Source organism: Micromonospora sp. WMMD1120 (assembly GCF_029626235.1).
Classification (GTDB): domain Bacteria; phylum Actinomycetota; class Actinomycetes; order Mycobacteriales; family Micromonosporaceae; genus Micromonospora.
The window spans coordinates 1,092,237-1,114,828 of sequence record NZ_JARUBO010000005.1 but is presented as its reverse complement, the minus strand read 5'-3'; the positions used below and the strand labels follow the sequence as shown (position 1 = coordinate 1,114,828).

18 protein-coding genes and 1 pseudogene are annotated in these 22,592 nt (G+C 71.3%); 12 read left to right on the top strand and 7 right to left on the bottom strand.

Annotated features, from left to right (window positions below):
- Positions 1 to 10: 10 nt before the first annotated feature.
- The 3 genes and pseudogenes from O7634_RS05290 to O7634_RS05280 all read right to left on the bottom strand — a co-directional run bounded on the left by O7634_RS05290 (position 11) and on the right by O7634_RS05280 (position 3,901).
- The gene (locus tag O7634_RS05290) at positions 11 to 1,264 is read right to left on the bottom strand and encodes a phosphatidylserine decarboxylase (RefSeq protein WP_278149042.1); all 1,254 of its coding nucleotides are present in this window, start codon (positions 1,262 to 1,264) and stop codon (positions 11 to 13) included.
- A 643-nt stretch (positions 1,265 to 1,907) separates the two neighbouring features.
- Positions 1,908 to 2,090 (bottom strand): annotated as a pseudogene (locus O7634_RS05285) (hypothetical protein); the annotation flags it as partial.
- Positions 2,087 to 3,901, bottom strand: a complete 1,815-nt coding sequence (locus O7634_RS05280; protein WP_278149041.1) for a PspC domain-containing protein — start codon at positions 3,899 to 3,901, stop codon at positions 2,087 to 2,089. The pseudogene O7634_RS05285 and the gene O7634_RS05280, both read right to left, overlap by 4 nt.
- 182 nt (positions 3,902 to 4,083) lie before the next feature.
- On the opposite strand from O7634_RS05280, the gene O7634_RS05275 reads away from it, so the two are divergent.
- From O7634_RS05275 to O7634_RS05245, 7 genes are all read left to right on the top strand, one after another.
- Positions 4,084 to 5,319: an ATP-binding protein gene (locus tag O7634_RS05275; RefSeq protein WP_278149040.1), complete on the top strand. Its 1,236-nt coding sequence runs from the start codon at positions 4,084 to 4,086 to the stop codon at positions 5,317 to 5,319.
- A 2-nt stretch (positions 5,320 to 5,321) separates the two neighbouring features.
- Complete coding sequence (locus O7634_RS05270; RefSeq protein ID WP_278153879.1) at positions 5,322 to 6,008, top strand: response regulator transcription factor; 687 nt, start codon at positions 5,322 to 5,324, stop codon at positions 6,006 to 6,008.
- A 576-nt stretch (positions 6,009 to 6,584) separates the two neighbouring features.
- The gene (locus tag O7634_RS05265) at positions 6,585 to 8,225 is read left to right on the top strand and encodes an ABC transporter substrate-binding protein (RefSeq protein ID WP_278149039.1); all 1,641 of its coding nucleotides are present in this window, start codon (positions 6,585 to 6,587) and stop codon (positions 8,223 to 8,225) included.
- Positions 8,226 to 8,373: 148 nt separating this feature from the next.
- Complete coding sequence (locus tag O7634_RS05260; protein WP_278149038.1) at positions 8,374 to 9,300, top strand: ABC transporter permease; 927 nt, start codon at positions 8,374 to 8,376, stop codon at positions 9,298 to 9,300.
- Complete coding sequence (locus O7634_RS05255) at positions 9,293 to 10,258, top strand: ABC transporter permease (protein WP_278149037.1); 966 nt, start codon at positions 9,293 to 9,295, stop codon at positions 10,256 to 10,258. Before O7634_RS05260 ends, O7634_RS05255 begins: the two co-directional genes overlap by 8 nt.
- 25 nt (positions 10,259 to 10,283) lie before the next feature.
- Positions 10,284 to 11,312, top strand: a complete 1,029-nt coding sequence (locus O7634_RS05250; RefSeq protein WP_278153878.1) for an ABC transporter ATP-binding protein — start codon at positions 10,284 to 10,286, stop codon at positions 11,310 to 11,312.
- Positions 11,305 to 12,318: a dipeptide ABC transporter ATP-binding protein gene (locus O7634_RS05245; RefSeq protein WP_278149036.1), complete on the top strand. Its 1,014-nt coding sequence runs from the start codon at positions 11,305 to 11,307 to the stop codon at positions 12,316 to 12,318. Before O7634_RS05250 ends, O7634_RS05245 begins: the two co-directional genes overlap by 8 nt.
- 63 nt (positions 12,319 to 12,381) lie before the next feature.
- Here the strand turns inward: O7634_RS05245 and O7634_RS05240 are convergent, their stop codons facing one another.
- Positions 12,382 to 12,762 carry a chorismate mutase gene (locus O7634_RS05240; RefSeq protein ID WP_278149035.1) on the bottom strand — a complete coding sequence of 127 codons (381 nt, stop codon included), beginning with the start codon at positions 12,760 to 12,762 and terminating at the stop codon, positions 12,382 to 12,384.
- 302 nt (positions 12,763 to 13,064) lie between these two features.
- Between O7634_RS05240 and pcrA the strand changes: the two genes are divergently transcribed.
- The gene (gene pcrA / locus O7634_RS05235) at positions 13,065 to 15,470 is read left to right on the top strand and encodes a DNA helicase PcrA (RefSeq protein WP_278149034.1); all 2,406 of its coding nucleotides are present in this window, start codon (positions 13,065 to 13,067) and stop codon (positions 15,468 to 15,470) included.
- A 152-nt stretch (positions 15,471 to 15,622) separates the two neighbouring features.
- Here pcrA and O7634_RS05230 read toward each other — a convergent pair whose 3' ends face one another.
- Together O7634_RS05230 and O7634_RS05225 are read right to left on the bottom strand one after the other, a co-directional pair.
- Complete coding sequence (locus tag O7634_RS05230) at positions 15,623 to 16,393, bottom strand: M23 family metallopeptidase (RefSeq protein ID WP_278149033.1); 771 nt, start codon at positions 16,391 to 16,393, stop codon at positions 15,623 to 15,625.
- Positions 16,394 to 16,665: 272 nt separating this feature from the next.
- Complete coding sequence (locus O7634_RS05225; RefSeq protein WP_278149032.1) at positions 16,666 to 17,373, bottom strand: M23 family metallopeptidase; 708 nt, start codon at positions 17,371 to 17,373, stop codon at positions 16,666 to 16,668.
- A gap of 437 nt (positions 17,374 to 17,810) precedes the next feature.
- On the opposite strand from O7634_RS05225, the gene O7634_RS05220 reads away from it, so the two are divergent.
- The 3 genes from O7634_RS05220 to sucD all read left to right on the top strand — a co-directional run bounded on the left by O7634_RS05220 (position 17,811) and on the right by sucD (position 20,703).
- A complete protein-coding gene (locus tag O7634_RS05220; protein WP_278149031.1) occupies positions 17,811 to 18,215 on the top strand; it encodes a cobalamin B12-binding domain-containing protein in 405 nt (134 codons plus the stop codon).
- Between the two features lie 418 nt (positions 18,216 to 18,633).
- Positions 18,634 to 19,812 (top strand): ADP-forming succinate--CoA ligase subunit beta, encoded by a 1,179-nt coding sequence (gene sucC, locus O7634_RS05215; protein WP_278149030.1) that lies wholly within the window; start codon positions 18,634 to 18,636, stop codon positions 19,810 to 19,812.
- Positions 19,813 to 19,815: 3 nt separating this feature from the next.
- Positions 19,816 to 20,703: a succinate--CoA ligase subunit alpha gene (gene sucD, locus O7634_RS05210; RefSeq protein WP_278149029.1), complete on the top strand. Its 888-nt coding sequence runs from the start codon at positions 19,816 to 19,818 to the stop codon at positions 20,701 to 20,703.
- 68 nt (positions 20,704 to 20,771) lie between these two features.
- On the opposite strand, the gene O7634_RS05205 is transcribed toward sucD, so the two are convergent.
- On the bottom strand, positions 20,772 to 21,038 hold the full coding sequence (locus tag O7634_RS05205; protein WP_278149028.1) for a DUF4190 domain-containing protein: 267 nt from the start codon (positions 21,036 to 21,038) through the stop codon (positions 20,772 to 20,774).
- 189 nt (positions 21,039 to 21,227) lie between these two features.
- Here O7634_RS05205 and O7634_RS05200 point away from each other — a divergent pair, with 189 nt between their 5' ends.
- Complete coding sequence (locus tag O7634_RS05200; protein ID WP_278149027.1) at positions 21,228 to 22,532, top strand: DUF6350 family protein; 1,305 nt, start codon at positions 21,228 to 21,230, stop codon at positions 22,530 to 22,532.
- The last annotated feature ends 60 nt before the right edge of the window (positions 22,533 to 22,592 follow it).

Here is a 22,592-nt window from a genome sequence, read left to right as displayed (position 1 = left end):
CGTCTGCCGGTCAGCGCCAGCGGGCGATGACGGTGGAGCCGCCGACCACCTTGTCGCCCGGCCCGACCAGCGGGTCGGCGGACTCGGCGGGCAGATAGACGTCGGTACGCGAGCCGAAGCGGATCAGACCGAACCGCTCCCCCTTGGCCAGCAACGCGCCGATCGGCGCGCGCTGCACGATCCGACGGGCGATCAGGCCGGTGCGTTGCGCGACCACCACCGTGCCGCGGGCGGTGTCCAGCACCGTGTACGCGGCGACGTTGTGCTCGGCGTCCGGCTTCATCGCGTTGACGAACCCGCCGTCGGCGACGAAGTAGTCCACCACCTTGCCGGCGACCGGGGCGCGGTTGACGTGCACGTCCAGCACCGACAGGAAGACCGCCACCCGCAGCCACTCGCCGTCACCGAACCGCTCGTCGTGCAGCCGCTGCACCGACAGCACCTGCCCGTCCGCGCTGGCGACCACGGCGGACGGGTCCTCGGGCACGTCGCGCTCCGGGTCCCGGAAGAACGCGGCGACCGGCCCGGCGGCCAGCGCGGGCAGCAGCCACAGCTTGGACGACGGGCGCGCCACCCGGGCCAGCGCCGCGAGCCCCAGCGCGATGCCCGCCGCAGCCACACCGTTGGAGTCGATGTGCATGCCCCGGGTCAGCGGCACACTCGACGGCCGGTACGCGGGCGCCAGGCTGTCCGCCATCGCCGGGGTGGCCGGGGTGAACCGCAGCCGGTAGACCCGTACCGGGGGTGAGTTACGCAGCACCAGATCAGCGCCCACGCCGTAGAGCGCGTCCTGTCGGGCCAGCTCCGCGGCGGCCCCTTCGGTCCTGCCCGGGGTGGCGACGGTCGCCACGCTGAGCACCGCTCCGTCGGCGAGGTATTTCGCCAGCCCCTCGATGCCGGCGCGGGTGTCGTCGGCGGTCCCGGCGAACACCTCGCCGGCGATGACGACGCGGGCGGTCCCGGCGTCGGCCAGCGAGTCGACGACGCTCACCCGGTCGGCGACCCAGCGGCCCTGGGCGGTGACGTGCTCGCGTAGCGCGGCAGCGCCGAACGGCTCGAGGGGCACCACCGTGAGCCGGTCACCGGGGAGCAGCGCCTCGATCGCCGCGGCCAGCACCGCGGAGTCCGGGCTCGCCCCGACCAGCAGGGCGGCCTTGGCGTCGTTGATCCGGGCCAGCTCGGCGACGAGGGTGCGAGCGGCTCGCTCGCCGATGCGGACCGGGCCGGACCGGCCGGTGGGACGCACGGCGGGGGACTGGGTCATGTCGGGCGGGCTCCTGACGGGGGTAGAGACGGGAATCGCGGCGGGGCCGCCACGGCGGGACGGGCCGGCCGGCGGAGGCGAGATCTCCACCGGCCAGCATAGGCGTCCGTTCGGGCGAGCCGCACCGCCGTGGCTGGCCCGCCACGGGGTACGGCGGTCACTGCTGCCCGCGCCGCCCCTCCCGTTCGTCGCCCGGTCGGTCGCCGGCGACCTCGCCGGGGTGCTCGAGCCCGGTGGGTTCGTCAGGGTCGTCCGGTCGGGCGGTCAACCCGACGGTGGGGTCCTCGTCGTGGGAGCGGTGGGGAAGAGGCTCGGTCTGCGGCTCGACCGGTGGATGCGCCAGCCAGGCCGGGTGGATCGCCTCCGCGGTCGGCGCGTCCGGAGTCCGCAGCTCTGCGGTCGGCGTCTCCGGTGCCCGGTCCGACGCGACGGTGTCCCAGCCGGACCGTTCGGCCTCCCAGACGGGCAGGGCCGCGCCGGAGGTCGACGTGGCGGCGCCGGAGACCGGCTCGGACGCACCGGAGACCGGCGTAACGGCCCCGGCGGAACCGGCGGCCTCGGCGGCCTCGGCCCCGGCGGCCTCGGCCCCGGCGGCCTCGGCCCCGGCGGCCTCGGCCCCGGCGGTCGGCGCCGGCTGCTGGGGACGCCCCGAACGCAGCGCGCCGACCAGGCCGAACACCCCGATCAGGATGAGCGCGCCGGCCAGGAACCAGCCGACCGGCGGCAACGCGAGACCGAGCAGTTGGGCGAGCAGCCACCAGGCGGACAGCGCCAGGAACACGAGCCCGAAGGCGAACGACACCAGATCCGTGCGGTGGGCCTTCACCGGGTCACCTCCAGGTTGCCGGCATTGACGTGGATGTAGAGACGCAGGGTGCCGCCGCCGGGCCCGTCCGCGCCGAGATCGGTCGACTCCCGTAGCCGGCCGTCCAAGCCTCCCGAGCGGTTGCCGAAGACCGTGGCATCACCCGCGTTGACGTCCGCCACCGTGGTGACGTCGACGTCCGGCGGTACGACCACCGTCGCCTTGCCGAAGTTGACGGCGACGGTCACCTGGCTGTCCCGCTTCGTGAAGTCGATCCCGCGCAGGTCGAGGACCGCGTCGCCGAAGCTGTTCTCGTACCGGTCGGCGAGGTCGCGGTGGTCGGTGGGGGCCCAGGTGACCGCCCCGTCGACCCCACGGATGCGGTCGTAGGACTCGGCGACCGTCGCCGTGCCCAGCGCCGCCGCCGTCACCAGGCCGAGCGCGATGAGCCAGCGGGCCCGCCCGAACCAGGTGCCCACCAGCAGCCCCAGCGCGATGGTCGCCAGGGCGGCGGCGAAGTACGCCGAGGCGCTGACGGCGAAGACGTCCAGCAGGTCGAGCAGGGCGACGAAGCCGAGGACGAGGAAGATCAGCGAGAAGGTCACCGCGCCGAGTGGCGAGCGCTCCTTCGGGCGCTTCGGCGGCTTCGGTGGCTTGGCGGGGGCCACGGCCGGGGCCGGCGCGGCGTACGGGCCGTGCGGCGCGAACGGTGGCCGGTAACCGGACGGCGGCGGGGCGGTCGGGTAGCCGACCGGGGCGGTGGGCGCGCTGCTCACCGGCGCCGACGGCCAGCCCGCGCCGGGCGTGCCGGTGCTCGGCCAACCCGTGGCTGACACCGGCGCGGCGGTCGGGTCAGCCGTCGTGGCGGCCGGCTGCCCGGACACCGGGCCCACCCCGGACACCGGCTGCCCCGGACCGGGTGGCAGTGGCCCGCTGGTCGGCGGGACCTCGTACACCGGGATCGTGACAGTCGGCGAGCCCGGCGTCGGCGCGGCGGCGTACCCCGGCTCGGTGGCCGTCGCCGGACCGGTCGGTGGCACAGTGCCGTACGACGGCGCGGGCCAGGTCACCGGCGGGACGACCGGACCGGGCGGGGTGCCGGGTGGCGCGCCCGGCGGCGGGCCGCCCGGGGTGCCGGGCCGGGGGGCACGGCTGTCCCGGTTGAGCAGCAGCGCCCCGGCTACCAGGATGGCCGCGCCGAGCAGCACCGCCCGGAAGGCGTCGGTGACGATGTACGCGAAGCTGGCCGCGACCAGGATGCCCAGGACGATCACGGTCACCGGCGACATGCTGGACCGGCCGCGTCCGAGCATCGACTCGACCGGAGAGGCGGTGTCGCCCTCGTTCGGAATGATCAGCCAGGCGGCGACGTACACCAGGATGCCGATGCCCCCGAAGAAGCCGAGCACCGCGAGCAGCACCCGCCAGAGCACCGGATCGGTGTTGGTGGCGCGCCCGATCGCCGCGCAGACGCCGGCCAGATAGCGCCCCTCGCGGGGCCGGACCAACCCGTACCGTGAGGTGAAGCCGGTGCCGCCCAGCGGCGGTGGCGGCAGGGACGGACCCTGACCACCCGGCCCGGGCGGCGCGCCGCCGGGCCCGTAGCCGGCACCCGCCGCGAACCCGGGGCCCGGGGCCTGCCCCGCCGTGGTCGGCTCGTGGCCACCGGTCGGCGCACCGGGCGCGGTGTCGGCGGGCGAGCCGGTGTGGGCGGGCGGACCGAACGCATGTGGCTCGGTCCGCTCGGCGGACGGCGTGGTCGGCGGGGGCGGTGCTGAACCGCCCGGCTGTGCCGACCCCGGTCGGGGCGGCGGGGCAGCTTCCTCGGTCATGGTTCGATCCTGCGGCCCGCCGGGCCCGAGCGACCTCAGGACCCGACCCTGACCCCACCCTGAGATCCGGCGGCCGGAATGTCGGGGGCGTCCCCGTGGTCGTGGACGCCGCAGCGTGTGACGATCGAGTCACCGACCTCGACCTGCCCGCCACCACGACCAGGGAGCCTCCGATCAGCACCGTGACCCCCGCGCGCCTCTACCGGGCGCCCGAGCACCGGATGGCCGCCGGCGTCGCCGCCGGTATCGCCGACCACCTCGGCATCTCGGTGCTGCGGGTGCGGGTGGCCTTCATGGTGCTGCTCGGGCTGAGCGGGCTCGGCCTCCTGCTCTACGCGGCCTTCTGGGCGGTGGTGCCGTTGCGACCCGGTGACACCGCGGTGCCGCCCCGGCGCGACGTCGGCCAACTCCTGCCGTTCGTCGGGATCGGGCTGGGCGTCCTGCTGATCCAGGTGATGGTCTTCGACTCGGTTGGCGCGGCGGGCACCGCCGGCTGGCTGGTGGCCATCATCGCGGTCGGCGCCGGGGTCATCTGGCATCAGTCGGCGCCGGAGCGGCGGCGGCAGTGGGGCGACACGATGCCGGTGCCCTGGCTCGGCGCTGTGGTCGAGGAGAGCGACCGGCGGGCCTTCGTCCTCCGGTTCATCGGTGGGGGAGTGCTGGTCGCCGTCGGCATCATCGGTGTCGCGGCCGTCTACTCCCCGGCGCAGAACTTCGACGCGGTGATCAACGGTGTGATCTTCGCGCTGGTCGGCCTGGCCGGCGTCGGCGTGGTCGCCGCGCCGGTGCTGTGGCGGACGTACAGCCAGCTCCGCTCGGAGCGCGAGGGGCGCATCCGCGAGCAGGAGCGGGCCGAGCTGGCCGCGATGGTGCACGACCAGGTGTTGCACACGCTGGCGTTGATCCAGCGCAACGCCGGCGACGTGAAGACGGTGCAGCGGTTGGCCCGGGGCCAGGAACGCTCCCTGCGCAACTGGCTCTACAAGCCGACCGCCTCGCCGAGCGAGCGCTTCGCCGCCGCGCTGGAGCAGGCCGCCGCCGAGGTCGAGGACACCTTCGCGATCAGCGTGGAGACGGTGGTGGTCGGCGACCGGGAGACCGACGAGAAGGTCGGGGCGCTGGTCGCGGCCGCGCGGGAGGCGTTGGTGAACGCGGCCCGGCACGCCGCCGTGCAGACCGTGTCGCTCTACGCCGAGGTCGAGCCGGAACAGGTAAGTGTCTTCGTCCGGGACCGGGGCAAGGGCTTCGATCCCGATACGGTGGAGGACCACCGGCACGGCGTGAGCGGCTCGATCATCGGGCGGATGAGGCGGCACGGCGGACGGGCCGAGATCCGGTCCGGCCCGGGGGAGGGGACCGAGGTCCGGTTGATCCTGCCGATCTCCCGGGACTCGTCCGCAGCGGAGAGGAACAGATGACCATGGCCGAGCAGCCGACCGAGCACCTCGACCCGGCGGGCGCCCGCCCCGAGCGGTTGCGGGTGTTCCTGGTGGACGACCACGCCATGTTCCGGGCCGGGGTCCGTGCGGAGTTGGGCGCCCACGTCGAGGTGGTGGGTGAGGCGAGCACGGTGGCCGAGGCGGTGACCCGGATCGCCGCCGTCGGGCCGGACGTGGTGCTGCTCGACGTACACATGCCCGACGGGGGTGGCCGCGCGGTGCTGGAGGCGATGCGGCGTACCCACCCGCAGGTCAAGTTCCTGGCGTTGAGCGTCTCGGACGCGGCGGAGGACGTGATCGGGCTGATCCGGGCCGGCGCCCGGGGGTATGTCACCAAGACCATCTCCCCGGACGAGCTGGCGGCGGCGATCCGCCGGGTGGCGGACGGGGACGCGGTGTTCAGCCCGCGGCTGGCCGGGTTCGTGCTGGACGCCTTCGCGGCGCGGCCGGACGCCCCGGTGGCCGACCCGGAGTTGGACCAGCTCACCAACCGGGAGCGGGAGGTGCTGCGGCTGTTGGCCCGGGGGTACGCGTACAAGGAGATCGCCAAGGAGCTGTTCATCTCCATCAAGACGGTGGAGACGCACGTATCGAACGTGCTGCGCAAGCTCCAGATGTCCAACCGTTACGAGCTGTCCCGCTGGGCCGCGGACCGCCGGCTGGTCTGACGGGGTCGTCCGGGCGTAGATCAGAGAAACATCCGTCGCGCCTCGGCCACCCAGCCGGGTGATCGTGTCCGTTAGCCGTGGTCGCCCTCATCCGGACGGGTCGAAACACCGAGGGTGACGGGCGTCCCATCGGGCGAGGATGAGCGCGGACCGGCGCGCGGGTCGGGGCCCGCTGTCCGAGGGCCGCAACGTATTTCCTGGTCAGCGGCGCGTGCGGCGACCGTTTTATGATCATTTTTCAAGTATCGGCAACGTGGCGGGCAACTAACGGCTTGATAACGGCACCTTCACGGAAGCGGCCAGTGGGTGTCACAGTGGCAGCACCTCACCATCGGTGTGTGGCACTCCGTACGCCCACGACCACGACTTCGCCGGTCCCGGCGGTCCGTGGCCGGGTCGGCTGCGTCGTGTCACGCCTCGTTGGTGGGGGAGCCCGGCGGATCGGAACATTCAGGGGTGTCCCCGACCTCCCTGTGGTCCCGGCGACCCGCGCCCCGGGGTGGTCGGGCGGTGTCACCCCCCAAACGTGCGTGAAACCCACGACGGAACCTGGTTAGAAAGAGGAGGCCCCTCGTAATGAGAGTCTCGAAGCGGGCGACGAGCGCGATCGCGCTCAGCGCGGCTGCCGCGCTTGTCGCGAGCGGTTGCTCGAGCGGCGACAGCGACGGCGACGCCGCCGCCAGCAAGGACGGCGCGATCGTCATCCACGGCGTCCAGCCGGAGAACCCGCTGGTCCCGTCGAACACCACCGAGACCGGCGGCGGCAAGGTCGTCGACTGGCTGTGGACCGGCCTGGTCGAGTACCCGAACGACGGTGGGGCCCCGCGCAACGCGCTGGCCGAGTCCATCGACACCAAGGACTCCAAGGTCTTCACGATCAAGATCAAGAAGGGTACCAAGTTCCACGACGGTACCGAGGTGAAGGCGAAGAACTTCGTCGACGCCTGGAACTGGGCCGCCTACTCGCCGAACGGCGCGCAGAACGGCAGCTTCTTCTCCGACATCCAGGGCTTCGACGAGACCTACACCACCGACCCGGACGGCCCGGACGGCCCGCAGAAGGCCCCGGCGCCGAAGGCCGAGAAGATGTCCGGCCTGAAGGTCGTCGACGAGCAGACCTTCGAGGTGACCCTGGCGGCGCCGACCGCGGTCTTCCCGACCAAGCTCGGCTACAGCGCCTTCATGCCGCTGCCGGACGTGTTCTTCACCCAGAAGCCCGAGGAGTTCGGCAAGAAGCCGATCGGCAACGGCCCGGTGAAGTTCGTGTCGTGGGAGGACAACGTCCTCATCAAGCTGACGCGCTTCGACGACTACAACCTGCGCGACAAGATGAAGATCAAGGACGTCGACGTCAAGCTGTACCAGGACGAGACGGCCGCCTACGCCGACCTGCTGGCGAACAACCTCGACTTCATGGAGGTCGTTCCCACCTCGGCGCTCGCCGGTGACAAGTGGAAGACCGACCTCGGTGACCGGGGCCTGAACACCGTCACCCCGTCGACCGCGCTCATCGCGTTCCCGACCTACGACGCGCGCTTCAAGGACCCGAAGCTGCGTCGTGCCATCTCGCTCGCGATCAACCGGCAGGAGATCTCCGACAAGATCTTCTTCGGTACCCGTAAGCCGGCCGACAGCTGGGCGAACCCGCTGACCCCGGGCGCCAAGCCGGGCAACTGCACCGCCTGCAAGTTCGACGTGGCCACGGCCAAGCAGCTGCTGACCGAGGCCGGTGGCTTCACCGGTGAGATGGTCTTCTACTACAACGCCGACTCCAGCCACAAGGACTGGATGGACGCGGTCGCGCAGCAGGTCAAGACCAACCTCGGCATCAACGCCCGGGCCGAGGGCGTGCCCACCTTCGCGGTCTTCCGCCAGAACATCAACGCCCACAAGATGAAGGGCCCGTACCGCGCCGCCTGGCAGCAGGACTACCCGGACGTCGAGAACTGGGTCAACCCGCTCTACGTCACCGGTGGCTCCTCGAACGACGGTCTGTACAGCAACCCCGAGGTCGACGCTCTGGCCAAGCAGGCCAGCGCCGCGCCGAGCCTGGAGGCCTCGCACGAGGCGTTCGCCAAGGCCGTCGAGAAGGTCGACCAGGACGTCCCGAGCATCCCGATCTACTTCTACGGCCAGCAGTCCGGCCACTCGGAGAAGATCAAGAAGCTCGAGCTGAACAACGTCGGCGAACTCGACATCACCTCGGTCGAGCTCTGATCCGAACGGTCTGACCCCGGGTCGGGCTCGCCACATCAGGTGAGCCCGACCCGGGGCCGTTCCGCGAGTGGGTGTTACAACACTCCATTCGCACGTTGTCACCACCGTGTCGGCCGTCCGACGCGCCCCCTGTCTGGAGGACCACCCCATGGGCCGTTATCTGTTGAGACGGCTGCTCCAACTCGTGCCGGTCTTCATCGGCACGACGTTCCTGATCTACTGGCTCGTCTGGGCCGTGCCGGGCGACCCCTTCGCCGGCAAGTGCGGTGAGCGCCGCTGCCCGGACCAGTACATCGCCTTCATGACCGAGAAGTACCACCTGGATCAAAACGTCTTCGTGCAGTACGGCAACTACATGAAGAACCTGCTTCAGGGTGACTTCGGTCAGACGTTCTCGCAACGGGAAATCGGCGACATCATCGCGACGGCGTACCCGAACACCCTCAAGCTGGCCCTGGTGGCGCTCGCCATCGAGGCCGTGATCGGCCTCGGCGCCGGCGTGCTGACCGGTCTGCGTCGTAACGGTTTCCTGGACAACCTTGTCCTGATCTCCACGCTCTTCCTGATCGCGCTGCCGGTCTTCGTCGTCGGCTTCGTGCTCCAGTGGCTGCTGGGCGTGCAGTGGGGCATCGTCAAGCCGACCGTCTCCTCCGAGATGCGGTGGTCCGAGCTGATCGTGCCGGGCTTCGTGCTCGGTAGCGCGTCGGTGGCGTACATCGCCCGGGTGGCCCGCACGAGCATCGCGGAGAACCGCCGCGCCGACTACGTGCGCACCGCGATCGCCAAGGGTCTGCCGATGCGCCGGGTGGTGGGCGTGCACCTGCTGCGTAACTCGCTCATCCCGGTGGTCACCCTGCTCGGCACCGACCTCGGCGCCCTGATGGGCGGCGCGATCGTCACCGAGGGGATCTTCGGCATCAACGGGATCGGCCGCGCGGTGTACCGCGCGATCGTGACCAAGGAAAGCGCCACAGTCGTGGGCATCGTGGTCGTCCTGGTGCTGGTCTATCTCGTGATGAACCTGCTGGTTGACCTGCTCTACGCCGCCCTGGACCCGAGGATCCGTTATGAGTGACCCAAGCACCGCATCGATCGTCAGCACCCCTGGCGCGCCTGCCGACTCCGCCGCCCCTGCCACCGCAGGCCAGCCGCAGAGCAACGAGAAGCCCCGTGGCCTGCTCGGCGACGCCTGGCGCGACCTCCGGCGCAAGCCGTTGTTCTGGATCGCCAGCGTCCTGATCGTGATCTTCCTGCTGATGGCGGCCTTCCCGGCGCTGTTCGCCCCGGGCGACGCGGTCAACGGGTCGCTGTCCCGCAGCCTCGACAAGCCGTCCGCCAACGGCTGGTTCGGCTACGACGTGCAGGGCCGTGACGTCTACGCGCGAGTGATCTACGGCGCGCGGGCGTCGGTCATCGTGGCCGTGCTCTCGGTGATCGGCACCCTGCTCGTGGGTGGTGCGATGGGCATCATCTCCGGCTACCGCGGCGGTTGGGTGGACGGGCTGCTGAGCCGGATCGCCGACGTCTTCTTCGGCCTGCCGTTCGTGCTCGGCGCGATCGTCATCCTGACCACGTTCAACGGCTCGGGCACCAGCAACAGCAAGGCCAAGATCATGGGCCTGGTGATCGTCTCCCTGATCGTGCTGAGCTGGCCGGTCGTGATGCGCCTGATGCGTTCCTCGGTGCTCGCCACCAAGGAGGCCGACTACATCGTCGCGGCCCGCGCGCTGGGCGCCGGCACCGGCCGGATCATCCTCAAGCACCTGCTGCCGAACTGCCTGGCCCCGCTGCTCGTCTACGGCACGATCATGGTCGGCTCGTTCATCGGCGCCGAGGCCACGCTGTCGTTCCTGGGTGTCGGCCTGAAGTCGCCGGTGGTCTCCTGGGGCATCATGATCAGCGACGGTAAGGACTTCATCCGGGTCGCGCCCGGGCTGGTCTTCTTCCCCGCCGCGTTCCTCGTCACCGCAGTGCTGAGCTTCGTGATGCTCGGTGAGGCGGTCCGCGAGGCCCTCGATCCGAAACTCCGCTAGGGGAGATCCAGTGTCCGACATTCTCGTGTCCGAGCAGTCCGCGCCGGGACCCGGCGGGTCCGGACGTCCCTCCGGCCGACTGCTCGAGGTCGACGACCTGCGGGTGGAGTTCCGCACCCGGGACGGCGTCGCCAAGGTCATCAACGGGGTCACCTACCACGTCGACGCGGGGGAGACCCTCGCCGTGCTCGGCGAGTCCGGCTCCGGTAAGAGCGTCACGGCGCAGACCATCATGGGCATCCTCGACACCCCGCCCGGCTTCGTCACCGGTGGGCAGGTCCGCTTCCACGGCAAGGACATGCTCCGCATGTCCGCCGAGGAGCGCCGTCGCATCCGCGGCGAGGGCATCGCGATGATCTTCCAGGACGCGCTCTCCGCGCTGAACCCCGTCTTCACCGTCGGGTTCCAGATCGCCGAGCAGTTCCGGGTCCGGCGCGGCATGGGTCGCGCCGAGGCCAAGAAGCGCGCGATCGAGATGCTCGACCAGGTCAAGATCCCGAACGCCAAGGGCCGGTTCAACAACTACCCGCACCAGTTCTCCGGCGGTATGCGGCAGCGCGCGATGATCGCGATGTCGCTGGCGCTCGACCCGGAGGTGCTGATCGCGGACGAGCCGACCACCGCCCTGGACGTGACGGTGCAGGCCCAGATCATGGACCTGCTCGCCGAGCTCCAGCGTGAGCGGCAGATGGGCATGATCCTGATCACCCACGACCTCGGCGTGGTCGCCGACGTCGCGGACCGGATCGCGGTCATGTACGCGGGCCGGATCGTCGAGGAAGCCGACGTGTACGACCTGTACGCCAAGCCGGCGCACCCGTACACCATCGGTCTGATCGACTCGATCCCGCGTCTGGACGAGAAGGGGCAGCAGCTCCGGACGATCAAGGGCCTCCCGCCGAACCTGATGAACATCCCGCCGGGCTGCCCGTTCAACCCGCGCTGCCCCATGGCTCAGCCGGTGTGCCGGGAAAAGGTCCCGCCGCTGCTGCAGGTGGGCACCGCCCGGGCCAGCGCCTGCCACTTCGCCGAGGAGCTGGTGAACCGTGTCTGAGAACATCCTCGAGGTCCGTGACCTGGTCAAGCACTACCCCGTCACGCAGGGCGTGGTGTTCAAGAAGACCGTCGGCCAGGTCAAGGCCGTCGACGGGGTCTCGTTCGCGCTGCGGAGCGGGGAGACGCTCGGCGTCGTCGGCGAGTCCGGCTGCGGCAAGTCGACCCTCGCCCGGGTGCTGATGAACCTGGAGAAGCCGACCGCCGGCAGCGTGAACTACAAGGGCCAGGACATCTCCAAGCTGTCCGGTACGGCGCTGCGCCGCCTGCGCCGGCAGATCCAGCTGGTGATGCAGGACCCGTACACCTCGCTGAACCCGCGGATGACAGTCGGTGACCTGCTCGGCGAGCCGTTCGAGATCCACCCCGAGGTGGCGCCGAAGGGCAGCCGCCGGGCCAAGGTCCGCGAGCTGCTGGACCTGGTCGGGCTCAACCCGGAGCACATCAACAGGTACCCGCACCAGTTCTCCGGCGGTCAGCGCCAGCGCATCGGCATCGCCCGGGCGCTCGCGCTGCGGCCCGAGATCATCGTCTGCGACGAGCCGGTGTCGGCGCTGGACGTGTCGATCCAGGCCCAGGTGATGAACCTGCTGGAGAAGTTGCAGGGCGAGTTCGGCCTGTCGTACATCTTCATCGCCCACGACCTGTCGGTGGTCCGGCACCTCTCGGACCGGGTCGCGGTGATGTACCTCGGCAAGATCGTCGAGATCGGCACCGAGGACGAGATCTACGAGCGCCCGACGCACCCGTACACCCAGGCGCTGCTCTCCGCGGTGCCGGTGCCCGACCCGACCCAGCGGAACAACAAGGCGATCATCCGGCTCACGGGTGACGTGCCGTCGCCGATCAGCCCGCCCTCGGGCTGCCGGTTCCGGACCCGTTGCTGGAAGGCGCAGGACGTCTGCGCCGAGCAGGTTCCGCTGCTGGAGATCCGGCAGGGCTCGGACCACCCGAGCGCCTGCCACTTCGCGGAGCGGCGCGAGATCGTCGCCACGCACGAGGCGTAGTCAACCGGAACCGCCTGCCGCCGTCCCCGGACGTTGGCAGGCGGTTCCGTCTGTCTGACGACCTCAGAGCGGGCCGCGGCCCGCCCGGAGCAGCAGCAGGGCCAGCTGGGTGCCGTCGGCGCCGAGCGCCGAGCGGAACCGCTCCAGGATGTCCCGCTCCCGGGAGAGCACCAGCCGGGTCCCGCCGGACGCCATCCGGGTCGCGCCGACCTCCCGGGACAGCGCGGCCCGCTCCTGCCACAGAGTGATCAGGGCGTGGTCGATCTCGTCGATCCGCTCCCGGATCTGCACGATCCGCGCCGCGGCGGACGGCTCCAGCGTGCCGGTCTGCGCCTCGGCCGGCTCGGCGCCCCGGCTGCCCGGCGGCAGCGCCGCCTCGTGCCCACCCTGCTCGGCCTCCGGTCGGACCGGACCGCCGTTCTGCTCCATCACGTCTGTCATCATCGGGTACCTCTCGCATGGTGGTGCCCCGGTGCCCGGAACCCGGGACGGAAAAAGCCCCGGACTCCAGGAGCCCGGGGCTTTCGCAGGTCTGATTCGATCAGGCGCGACCTACGGCAGCCGGACTCCCGGTGCCGTAGTAAAAGTAGTAGCGCTGAGCGAACACGCCGACGAGTATGCCCACGTCGACGCCGCCCGCGCAAGCATTCGGCGTCGAGACGGGCGCCTTTCCCGACGCCGTTCGGGCAGCGCGGCGTCGTACGCGGTCGGGAAGTGTCCGGCCGGCGGCATAGACTTGGCGGGCGATGCATCCTCTCTTCGACATCCCCGCGTCCCCGCCTGCGCCGGAGTCCGCGCCGGCCCGCCCGCACCGACCCGGGGCGACCGCCGTGCGCCTCGACCCGCAGCAGCTCCTCGCCGGGCTGAACGGGCCGCAGCGCGACGCCGTCAGTCACGCCGGCTCGCCGCTGCTGATCGTGGCCGGCGCCGGCTCCGGCAAGACCCGGGTGCTCACCCACCGGATCGCCTACCTGCTCGCCGCACGGGACGTGCATCCCGGTGAGATCATCGCCATCACCTTCACCAACAAGGCGGCCGGTGAGATGAAGGAGCGCGTCGCCGCCCTGGTCGGCCCCCGGGCCCGGCTGATGTGGGTGTCGACGTTCCACTCGGCCTGTGTCCGGATTCTGCGTGCCGAGCACGAGCACGCGGGCCTGAAATCGACGTTCTCGATCTACGACGCCGACGACTCCCGCCGGCTGATGCAACTGGTGACCCGCGAGCTGGATCTCGACCCGAAGCGCTATCCGGCGCGCGGGTTGGCCGCCCAGGTGTCCAACCTCAAGAACGAGCTGGTCGACCCGGAGCAGTTCGCGGCGCGGGCCAGCGGGCCCAACGAGCGGGCGTTGGCCGAGGCGTACACGCTCTACCAGCGCCGGCTGCGCGAGGCGCACGCCCTGGACTTCGACGACCTGATCATGACCACGGTGCACCTGCTCCAGTCGCACCCGCACGTCGCGGAGAGCTACCGGCGGCGGTTCCGGCACGTGCTGGTGGACGAGTACCAGGACACCAACCACGCCCAGTACGTCCTGATCAAGGAGCTGGTCTCCGGCACCGACGGGGTGGAGCCCGCCGAGCTGTGCGTGGTCGGCGACGCCGACCAGTCGATCTACGCGTTCCGGGGCGCGACGATCCGCAACATCCTGGAGTTCGAACGGGACTTCACCGACGCGCGGACGATCCTGTTGGAGCAGAACTACCGCTCCACCCAGACCATCCTCAACGCGGCCAACGCGGTGATCGACCGCAACACCTCCCGCAAGCCCAAGCGGCTGTGGAGCGAGGCCGGCGCAGGCGAGCAGATCGTCGGCTACGTGGCCGACACCGAGCACGCCGAGGCCGACTGGGTGGCCCGGGAGATCGACCGGCTGGTCGACGCCGACGAGACCCGCCCCGGCGACGTCGCGGTCTTCTACCGCACCAACGCCCAGTCCCGGGTCTTCGAAGAGGTGTTCATCCGCGTCGGCCTGCCCTACAAGGTGGTCGGTGGGGTGCGCTTCTACGAGCGCAAGGAGGTCCGCGACGCGCTCGCGTACCTGCGGTCGGTGGTCAACGACGACGACACGGTGAGCCTGCGGCGGGTGCTCAACACCCCGCGTCGGGGCATCGGCGAGCGCGCGGAGGCGTGTGTCGAGGCACTCTCCAGCCGGGACCGGATCTCGTTCGGCGCGGCGCTGCGCCGGGCCCGCGAGGCCCCCGGCATCTCCAGCCGTGCGGCCAACGGCATCGCCGACTTCGTGGCGTTGCTCGACGACGCCCGGGAGTTGGCGCGGACCGGCACCCCGGAGGAGGTGCTGGAGGCCGTGCTGACCCGCTCGGGCTACCTCACCGAGCTGGAAGAGAGCCTGGATCCGCAGGACGCCGGCCGGGTCGACAACCTCCAGGAACTGGTGAGCGTCGCCCGGGAGTACACCGAGCGGATCGAGGCGCTGGGCGAGGAGGGGGAGCGGGCCACCCTGGCCGGCTTCCTGGAGCAGGTCGCGCTCGTCGCCGACGCCGACCAGATCCCCTCCGACGACCCCGACCACCAGGGTGTGGTCACCCTGATGACGTTGCACACCGCCAAGGGGCTGGAGTTCCCGGTGGTGTTCCTCACCGGGCTGGAGGACGGCGTCTTCCCGCACCTGCGCGCGCTCGGCGACACCCGCGAGCTGGAGGAGGAGCGCCGGCTCGCGTACGTGGGCATCACCCGCGCCCGGCAGCGGCTCTACCTGTCCCGGGCGGTGACCCGTTCGGCCTGGGGGCAGCCGTCCTACAACCCGCCGTCGCGGTTCCTGGAGGAGCTGCCGACCGAGTCGACGCGCTGGGAGCGCACCGAGGGGTCGTACACCTCGTGGGCCGGCGGTGGGGGCGGCGTCGGCGGGCGTGCCGACCGCACGCCCGGCGGCCGTGGCACCTTCACCGGGGGTACGCCGAAGGCGGCCCAGCTTGCCCAGCGGCTCGGCGTGGACGCCAGCCGGCTGAGCACCGCCAGTGAGCTGCCGCAGGGGCCGAAGGTGGCCGCCGGGGACCGGGTCAACCACCAGCGGTACGGGCTGGGCCGGGTGCTCGCCGTCGAGGGGCACGGGCCGGGTGCCCGAGCGCAGATCGACTTCGGCGACCAGGTCATGTGGCTGGTGCTCCGGCACGCCCCGGTCGACAAGCTGTAACCCGCCGCGCCGCACCGCGCCGCCCCCGCCCGCGTCCCCGTCCCCGCCGATCTTGCAGTTTCGGTTGTCATAATGGGAATTTATGCCCGTTATGTCGACACAGAAAGTGCAAGATCGGCGAGGTGGGGCGGGGGCGGGGCCGGGGGCGGGGGTTAGCAGCCCAGGTTTACGCCTCGGGCGCGCATGAACGGGGCGGGGTCGATCTGGTTCCACATGCCCTGGTGCACCTCGAAGTGCAGGTGCGGGCCTGTGGCGTCGCCGGTGGCGCCCTCGTAACCGATGACCTGGCCGGCCTTGACCTTCTGGCCGACGGTGACAGCGATCCGGCTCTGGTGGGCGTAGTGGTTCAGGTACCCATTGCCGTGGTCGATGAATACGGAGTTGCCGTACCCGTCGGAGGCGTCACCGGCCTGGGTCACGGTGCCGGCGGCGGCAGCGCGGATCGGCGTGCCGGAGGGCAGTGCGAGGTCGATGCCGGCGTGCAGCGTGCCCCAGCGCTGTCCGTAGCAGGAGGTGACGGCCGCGCCCGGCATCGGGTCGACCCAGGCGGGTGTCGGCCTGGTGGTCTTCTTTGGCTTTGGCTTCGGCTTCGCGGAGGCCGTCTTCGTGGGCGTGGGGCTGGCGCTGGCCACCGTGGGGCTCGGCGTCGGGCTGGCAGAAGGTGCGATCGGCGCGCTCGACTCGCGGGCTGAGCGGTCCGCCCGGCTGGCGGCCTCGGACCGCGACTGCGCGTCCAGCGAGACGGCGGCTGGCGTCGGCTCGTCGGCGCCGGCGGTGGCCACGGCGACGCCGCCGATGCCCAGCGCCACCAGAGCGGCGGCCCCGAGCACGACGAGGCGGTTGCGACGGCCGCTGTGCCGTGGCTGGACGGTCTGGGGGGTGTCGGGGGTGTTCTCGTTCTGGACGGGGCTGTCTTCCTGCACGGCGAACCTTCGCAGTCGAGGGGCACTTGACCTCGAAATACTGGTGTCGGACCGAGCGCCGGCAGCTACCGGGACCGGATCACCGGAGGCTGCGGAGAGGTTCGTTGTCCCGTTATGACATGCCCTGAAGCGTTAAATCCCGAAAAGTGATCATGGCTCGCCGTGTTCTCGATCACTCTTGCGCTGGTGACCCAGCACACATCCATCCCGAGTCGATCACAAAAAACCGCCCGGATCGACAGATCCGGGCGGTCAACGGTCGGTACGCAGCGTCAGGACGCGGCTACCTCGTTGTAAAGTGCCTCGACTTGGAGCTTGATGTCCACTCCGCGCTCCTGGAGGTACGGAACCGGGTCGACGGGCTGCCCCTTGACATGGATCTCCAGGTGCAGGTGGGTGCCGTACGCGTGGCCGGTCTGGCCCACCAGGCCCAACTGGTCGCCCGCCTTGATCTGCTGGCCCTCCTTCACGCTGACCGCGGAGGAGTGACCGTAGATGGCCTCGCTGCCGTCGGCGTGTTGGACGATCACCGCGTTGCCGTAGCCGCCGAACCAGCCGGCCTTGGTGACCAGGCCGTCGTGGATCGCCACGTAGGGAGTGCCCTCGGCGGCGACCAGGTCCACGCCGGTGTGCAGCTTGCCCCAGCGCATGCCGTAGGGGGAGTTGAAGTCGTAGCCCTGTAGCGGCAGCAGCCAGACCTCGGGCTCGGCGCTGTCGGTGGGGCGGCTGTCCCGGGAGGCGCGGTCGGCGTTGTCGGCGCGGGCCGCGGCGTCCTGACTGGTGACCGACGCCTGCTTCAGCTCGTCGAGGACGGTCGGGCTGACGTCCTTGGCGTCCGGCAGCGCGCTCGCGCCGAGGGCCACGATGCCGGCCCCGACGAAAGCGGTGGTGACGACAGCGGCGTAACGGCTGCGGGGTGGAGTGGGTACGCGGCGACGGCCGCGATATCTATCGGGCTCAGACGACAGGCGCTGGCGCACGCACACCCTCCGTTGTCGGGGTTCCGAGGCGACCGGTGGACGTTCGGTGAACATCCGCTGGCCGCGTCGTCACCCGTCCATGGACCTGATGACAACCGTGGACACGTTAGCCAACCGCCAGGCCGGTCACAAGCTAGAGCGGAAAATTGGCGTGTCGTTCTGTCCGTTTGCGTCCACTAATGTCATGCATCGTAACGCTGAACGGTGCCCCTGTTGCTGTCCGTTCGTCGCCGAGCGTGACCGATCCGGCGGAGTCGTCCAGCTTGACGAGTGGTGGCGTCCGTACTGCTCCCGGGGCATCCCGGAGGCCAACAGCGGGCTACCCTTCGGGCGCGTCGGGCAACGGTCAGCGACCGGGCCCGGGTGTCCGGGGTCCGGTCCGCCGGGTTACCGTTCGTTAAGGTGAAGGCCGTGGAGCCGGTGAAAGGTGTGCGCTGATGAGCTCTCGTATCCGGGTCGTCGTCGCCAAGCCCGGCCTGGACGGCCATGACCGGGGCGCGAAGGTCGTCGCGCGTGCCCTGCGGGACGCCGGGATGGAGGTCGTCTACACCGGCCTGCACCAGACCCCCGAGCAGATCGTGGAGACGGCGATCCAGGAGGACGCCGACGCTGTCGGCCTGTCCGTCCTCTCCGGCGCGCACATGACGCTCTTCCGGCGGGTGCTGGAGTTGCTGGGCGAGCGGGACGCCCGGGACATCGTCGTGTTCGGCGGCGGCATCATTCCCAACGACGACATCCCGGAGCTGGAGAAGCTCGGCGTCGCCAAGATTTTCACGCCGGGCGCCACCACCGCGGCGATCGTCGAGTGGGTCCGCGAGAACGTGGCGCAGCCGGTTTCCTGAACGCGGTCACCGGATCGGGGCACGGGGGAGGGGCCGGACGCACCCCTCACACGTCCGGCCCCTCTATGCACGATGCCCCGCCGCCACCCCTCGACCGACAGGGCATCGGCCGTCTCCCGTCATTGCGCTGTGCAGCGCTCCGACACCTGACTCAACGACGCCCTCACCAGCGGGTTACGCATCTTGCACAACATCCCCCGGATGGTGGATCTCGCCCGCGTCCCGGCCGGAAAACAGCCCCGCCGGATGTCCGGTTGTGCATTACCGCACACCACGCACCCGCTCGGTTGCCGGTGGTGCCGACCTCGCTAGGCTGCGGCCAATGGCCTGTTTCAACTGATGACAGGCGTCAAACTGTTTTCTGAACGCTGGTGGCGGCGCGACGGCGCGCCGCGGAGACGGGACGGGACGCGCAATCGTGGACCTGTACGAGTACCAGGGGCGGGACCTGTTCGAGCGGCACGGCTTGCCCGTGCTGGCCGGCGGCGTCGCCACTACCCCGGAAGAGGCCCGCGCGATCGCCGAACGCCTCGGCGGTCGTGTGGTCGTCAAGGCGCAGGTGAAGGTCGGCGGCCGAGGTAAGGCCGGCGGCGTCAAGCTCGCCGAGGGCCCGGATGAGGCGGTGGCGCGGGCCACCGACATCCTCGGCATGGACATCAAGGGTCACACCGTCCACAAGGTCATGATCACGGTGACCGCTGACGTGACCGAGGAGTACTACTTCTCGTACCTGCTCGACCGGGCGAACCGCACCTTCCTCTGCATCGCCAGCGTCGCCGGCGGCATGGACATCGAGCAGGTCGCCGCCGAGACCCCGGACCGTGTCGTGAAGGCCCCGATCGACGCGGTCGAGGGCGTGGACGAGGCGAAGGCGCGCGAGATCGTCAGCGCCGCCGGCTTCCCGGCCGAGGTCGCCGACCAGGTGGTCGACATCGCGGTCGGCCTGTGGCAGGCGTTCGTCGCCGAGGACGCCACCCTGGTCGAGGTCAACCCGCTCGCCAAGAACGGCGACGGCCGGCTGCTGCTGCTCGACGCCAAGATCAGCCTGGACGAGAACGCGGCGTTCCGGCACCCGGACCACGAGGCGCTCGTCGACCAGGCCGCTGTGGACCCGCTGGAGCAGGCCGCCAAGGCCAAGGACCTCAACTACGTCAAGCTGGACGGCGAGGTCGGCATCATCGGCAACGGCGCGGGTCTGGTCATGTCGACCCTCGACGTGGTCGCGTACGCCGGTGAGCGGCACGGCAACGTCAAGCCGGCCAACTTCCTCGACATCGGCGGTGGCGCGAGCGCCGCGGTGATGGCGAACGGGCTGGAGATCGTGCTCTCCGACCCGGCCGTGAAGAGCGTCTTCGTCAACGTCTTCGGCGGCATCACCGCCTGCGACGAGGTCGCCAACGGCATCATCCAGGCGCTGGCCCTGCTGGAGCAGCGCGGCGAGCAGGTCACCAAGCCGCTCGTCGTCCGTCTCGACGGCAACAACGCCGAGGCCGGCCGGGCGATCCTGGACGGCGCGAACAACCCGCTCGTACAGCGGGTGGACACCATGGACGGTGCGGCCGAGCGGGCCGCCGAGCTGGCAGCTGCGGGGGTCTGAGCAATGGCTATCTGGCTGACCAAGGACTCGAAGGTCATCGTCCAGGGGATGACCGGTTCCGAGGGCTCCAAGCACACCCGGCGGATGCTCGCCGCCGGCACCAACGTGGTGGGCGGCGTCAACCCGCGCAAGGCGGGCCAGACCGTCGACTTCGACGGCACCGAGCTGCCGGTCTTCGCGTCCGTCGCGGACGCGATGGCCCAGACCGGGGCCGACGTCACAGTCATCTTCGTGCCGCCGCAGTTCACCAAGGCCGCCGTGGTCGAGGCGATCGACGCCGCCATCGACCTGGCCGTGGTGATCACCGAGGGCGTTCCGGTGCACGACACCGCGTCGTTCTGGGCGTACAACGTGGCGCAGGGCGAGCGGACCCGGATCATCGGGCCGAACTGCCCGGGCATCGCCTCGCCCGGCGCGTCCAACGCCGGCATCATCCCCGCCGACATCACCGGCTCGGGCCGGATCGGCCTGGTCAGCAAGAGCGGCACGCTGACCTACCAGATGATGTACGAGCTGCGCGACATCGGCTTCTCCACCTGTGTCGGCATCGGCGGTGACCCGATCATCGGGACCACCCACATCGACGCGCTGGCCGCGTTCGAGGCCGACCCGGAGACCGACGCCATCGTCATGATCGGTGAGATCGGTGGCGACGCCGAGGAGCGGGCCGCCGAGTTCATCAAGGCCAACGTCACCAAGCCGGTGGTCGGCTACATCGCCGGCTTCACCGCGCCGCCCGGCAAGACCATGGGCCACGCCGGGGCGATCATCTCCGGCTCGGCCGGCACCGCCGAGGCGAAGCAGGCGGCGCTGGAGGCGGTCGGCGTCAAGGTCGGCAAGACGCCGACCGAGACCGCGAACCTGATGCGGGAGATCATGTCCGGCAGCTGAGCCGGCCCAGCCACAGCAGAAGGGGGTCGACCGCCCGCGGTCGACCCCCTTCGGCGTACGTCTGCCGGTCAGTCGTTGTTCCAGAACGGGTAGTTTCCGGTGAGCCGCAGGATCGAGCCGCCGATGATGTTGATCACGCCGAACACGATGGCGAGGTAGCCGAGCACCGGCGACTGGCCGTAGCGCCGGGCGTCGCGGATGGACAGGTAGCCGAAGACGATGCCGAGGATGCCGCAGCAGATCAGGCCCAGCACGATGCCCAGCACGCCCCAGAAGGTCGTCCGGTCCCGTCCCCGGGCCGGTGGCGGCGGGGGCGGTGGGTATGCGGTCGTCACAGCGTCCTCCGGGCGGTCGTGGGCGGCGTACCGACGCGGGCCCTGCCAGCGGCCCGGGCGGCGACGCGCGCCCTCCTGGGCCGAGGCTAGACCGCACCGGGTGACCTGGAGCCCGGTTCGGTGAACTCGCCGACCTCAGGAGGGGTTAACGGACTGCCGCCGCCCGCGCGACGTGCCAAAGTAGAGCGGATGTCCCCCGTCACCCCGGACCGTCCCCGCCGTCAGGGCGCAGTCAGCGCCGACGACCGGCCGGTCGACAGTGCCACGCGGGCCCGGCGGGTGCCCGCGCCCCGTGCGGGCGGATCACCGCGCGGGCGCGCGCCGCTGCCCGTCGCGGCCGGGGTGGCCGCCGGGTGGGCAGCGCTCACCTCCTACCTGCCGGTCGCCGTCGTGCTCGGCCTGGTCCAGCTCGGCACCGACTCCAGCACGCTGACCGGCACCCTGCGCACCGCGTTGGCAGGTTGGTTGCTCGGGCACGGGGTGCCGCTGCGCACCGACGGCGGCCCGCTCGGGCTCGCCCCGCTCGCGCTGACAGTGCTCGCGCTCTGGCGGTTGACCCGCGCGGGCGTGCACGTCAGCCGCGCGATCGGCGCCCGCGACAGCCGCTCACCGCGCCGCGCGCTGCTCGCCGCGAGCGCTGTCGGCATCGCGTACGCGCTGCTCGGCCTGCTGGCGGCGGTGCTCGTCGGCACCGGCGCGACGGAGGCGTCAGTGATCCGGGCGGGCGTCACGTTCGCCGTGGTCGGCACGCTCGCCGCGCTGGTCGGCGCGACCCGGATCACCGCTGTGACCCGGTTGCTGGTGGCCTGGCTGCCCGAGCCGGTGCGCGACGGCGTCCGCACCGGTCTGGTGGCCGGGCTGCTGCTGCTCGCCGCCGGCGCCGGTGCGGCCGGCCTGGCGGTGGCCACCGGAGGGGGCGACGCCGCGGACATGATCGGGGCGTACCGGACGGGGGTCGCCGGGCAGGCAGGGATCACGCTGGTCAGCGCCGCGTACGCGCCGAACGCCGCGATCTGGTCGACGAGTTACCTGCTCGGGCCGGGCTTCGCGGTGGGCACCGACACCGCCGTCCGCACCAGCGAGGTGTCGGTCGGCGCGTTGCCGGCCGTACCACTGCTCGCCGGCCTGCCGCGTGGCCCGGTCGACGGCCCCGGCGCCCTGCTGCTCGCGGTGCCGGTGCTCGCCGGGATGGTCGCCGGCTGGCTGCTGGCCCGCCGGATGGCCCGACTCGCCGGGCCGGAGCGGTCCCCGCGCCGGTGGGCCGAACTGCTGGCGCCGGCGGCGCTGGCCGGGCCGGTCGCCGGGGCGTTGCTCGGCGTGGCCGCGGTGGTCTCCGGGGGGCCGCTCGGCGCGGGACGACTGGCCCAGGTCGGGCCGGTGGGGTGGCAGGTCGGCGCGGTGGCGGCGGCCGTCATCGCGGTCGGCGCGCTCATCGGCGCCGCCGCCACCCGGGTGCTCACCCGGACACCGGCCCCGCAGACGAATCCGCGCTGATCCGCGTCAGCGCGCAGGGGAGTGCGCGCGCGAGCGACGGCGGAAGCGCGGGGCGACGGC